Annotated in this window: 3 protein-coding genes; all 3 read left to right on the forward strand. The window is 69.8% G+C overall.

Features of this window, described 5'->3' with window-relative positions; genetic code table 11:
• Nucleotides 1-87 precede the first annotated feature (87 nt).
• Nucleotides 88-825, forward strand: coding sequence for a DnaA regulatory inactivator Hda (hda, locus tag G3N92_RS32390; RefSeq protein ID WP_206131607.1), 738 nt, complete (start codon nt 88-90; stop codon nt 823-825).
• 21 nt (nt 826-846) lie between these two features.
• Nucleotides 847-1533 (forward strand): HAD family hydrolase, encoded by a 687-nt coding sequence (locus G3N92_RS32395; protein WP_206131608.1) that lies wholly within the window; start codon nt 847-849, stop codon nt 1531-1533.
• The coding region (pcnB, locus tag G3N92_RS32400; protein ID WP_206131609.1) for a polynucleotide adenylyltransferase PcnB at nt 1530-3048 on the forward strand (1519 nt) is incomplete at its 3' end. The genes G3N92_RS32395 and pcnB, both read left to right, overlap by 4 nt.

The raw sequence follows: 3048 nt of genomic DNA on the forward strand, positions 1-3048 counted from the left end.
CGCCACGCCCGGCGCGCCGCGCGCTGTGGCGGCGGCGCATCGGCGCGGCGGCTTCGGCACGCCGCCCGACCTCGACCGATCCGCATCGTGACCGCCACTCGTCAACTGACGCTCGACCTCGGTACCCCGCCGCCCCGGACCTTCGAGAATTTCACCATCGGCGCGAACCACGAACTCGTGTCGCGGCTGCGGCGGCTCGATCTCGCGCTCGCGGCCGGCCCGGTGGCCGACCGGTCGTTCTACGTCTGGGGCGAGGCCGGCAGCGGCCGCAGCCATCTGCTGCAGGCGCTTGTCTACGACACCTCCTACGGCAGCGCGCGCTACCTCACGCCGCAAAGCCCGCTCGGCGCGATCGCGTTCGATCCGCGCGTCTCGCTCTACGCGGTCGACGACATCGACGCGATGAGCGACACCCAGCAGATCGCCCTGTTCAACCTGTTCAACGAAGTGCGCGCGCATCCGTCGAGCGCGTTCGTCGGCGCCGGGCCGGCCGCGCCGCTCGCGCTCGACGTGCGCGAGGACCTGCGCACGCGGCTCGGCTGGGGCCTGGTGTTCCACCTCGCGCCGCTGTCGGACGCCGACAAGGCCGCCGTCTTCAAGCGGGCCGCCAAGGATCGCGGCATCGCGATCGCCGACGACGTGCCCGCCTACCTGCTGACTCATTACCGGCGCGACATGCCGAGCCTGATGGCTCTGCTCGACGCGCTCGACCGCTTCTCGCTCGAACAGAAACGCGCCGTTACGCTGCCGCTGCTGCGCACGCTGCTGGCCACGCTCGAGCGCGAGACGGCCATCGCGGCCGGCACTTCCGGCTCGATCAAGTAGCTTCAAGTAAAATGCCCCTCCATGACAAATCTGGCACTCTTTGACCTCGATCACACGCTGATCCCGACCGACAGCGACCACGAATGGGGTCGCTTCATGATCAAGCTCGGCCTCGTCGACGCGGAACGCTTCCGCGCGCAGAACGACCGCTTCTACGCGGACTACAAGGCCGGCACGCTCGACATCCACGCCTACCTGGCCGCCGCGCTGGCGCCGCTCGCGAAGCACCCGCGCGCCCAGCTCGACGCCTGGCACGAGCAGTACATGCACGAAGTGATCCGCCCGGCGATGCTGCCGGCCGCCGTCGATCTGGTGCGCCAGCACCGCGAAGCCGGCGACCTGTGCTGCATCGTCACGGCCACCAACGCGTTCGTCACGCGTCCGATCGCCACGGCGTTCGGCGTCGAGACGCTGATCGCCTGCGACGTCGAGACGGTCGACGGCCACCCGGCCTCGGACCTGACCGGCCGCGCCACCGGCCTGCCGAGCTTCCGCGAAGGCAAGATCGCGCGCACCGAAGCGTGGCTCGCCTCGCTCGGCAAGTCCCTGGCCGATTTCGAACACAGCTATTTCTACAGCGATTCGCACAACGACATCCCGCTGCTCGCGAAAGTCACCGACCCGGTCGCCACCAACCCCGACGACACGCTGCGCGCCCATGCCCGCGAACAGGGCTGGCGCATCCTCGAACTCTTCCAAGCCTCGTGATCAAAAAATTCATCCGCAAGCTGCTCGGGCAGGACGACACCGCCGCCCACGACGACGCCCCGGCCTCCGGCGCGCCCGCTGCCTCGTTTGAGGCGGCAGCCTCGCCCGCCGCCGTCGCCGCAGCGAAGAAGCAGGCCGCGCGCGACGCCGCCAAGGTGGCCGCGAGCCGCACCGAGCCGACCATCGTGCCGGCCGCCGTGCACGGCATCGATCCCTCGCTGATCTCGCGCAACGCCGTGCGCGTCACCGACACGCTGCAGCAGGCCGGGTTCCGCGCCTTCATCGTCGGCGGCGCGGTACGCGATCTGCTGTTCGGCATCGCGCCGAAGGATTTCGACGTCGCCACCGACGCCACGCCCACCGAGGTGCAGCGCCTGTTCCGCCGCGCCCGCGTGATCGGCCGCCGGTTCCAGATCGTCCACGTGCAGTTCGGCCAGGAGTTGATCGAGGTATCGACGTTCCGCGCGCTCGTCGATGCGCCGGCCGACGCGCCCGCCGCCAAGGCCGAGCCCGATGCGGCCCCGCCGCGCCGCATGAAGCGCGACGAGCTCGATCGCCGCACGCACGCCGTGGACGCCAGCGGCCGCGTGCTGCGCGACAACGTCTGGGGCGAGCAGCACGAAGACGCGGCGCGCCGCGACTTCACGATCAACGCGATGTATTACGACCCCGCGACGCAAACGGTGCTCGATTACCACGACGGCATGGCCGACATGCGCGCACGACTCTTGCGCATGATCGGCGATCCGGCCACGCGCTACCGCGAGGATCCGGTGCGGATGCTGCGCGTGGCGCGCTTCGCGGCCAAGCTCGGCTTCGACATCGAACCCAACACGCGCGACCCGATCAAGCCGCTGGCCGACCTGATCGGCAACGTGCCGGCCGCGCGCCTGTTCGACGAAATGCTGAAGCTGCTGCTGTCGGGCCACGCGCTGGCCTGCCTGAAGCAACTGCGCAGCGAGGGCCTGCATCACGGCCTGCTGCCGCTGCTCGACGTGGTGCTCGAACAGCCGCAGGGCGAGAAGTTCATCACGCTCGCGCTGAACAACACCGATGCGCGCGTGCGCGCCGGCAAGTCCGTCTCGCCGGGCTTCCTGTTCGCCACGCTGCTCTGGCACGACATGCGCCAGCGCTGGAACCAGAACGTCGCGAACGGCGAGTTCCCGGTGCCCGCGCTGCAACGCGCGATGGACGACGTGCTCGAAATGCAGACCGAGAAGCTCGCGATCCACAAGCGCTACTCGGCCGACATGCGCGAAATCTGGGGCCTGCAACTGCGTCTCGAGAAGCGCTCGGGCCGCGGCGCGCTCCGGCTGCTGGAACACCAAAGATTTAGAGCGGGGTATGATTTCCTCCTGCTGCGCTGCGAGTCCGGCGAACTGGACGAATCGGTGGCGCAGTGGTGGACGGATTTCATCGACGGCGATGTCGCCGCTCGCGAAGCGCTGCTGACCTCGGGCGCGCCGCGCGACCCCGCGGCGGCCGGCCCGCGCAAGCGCCGCCGCCGTGGCGGCG

Origin of the sequence: Burkholderia sp. Ac-20379 (genome assembly GCF_017104645.1) — a bacterium.
Lineage (GTDB): Bacteria > Pseudomonadota > Gammaproteobacteria > Burkholderiales > Burkholderiaceae > Burkholderia.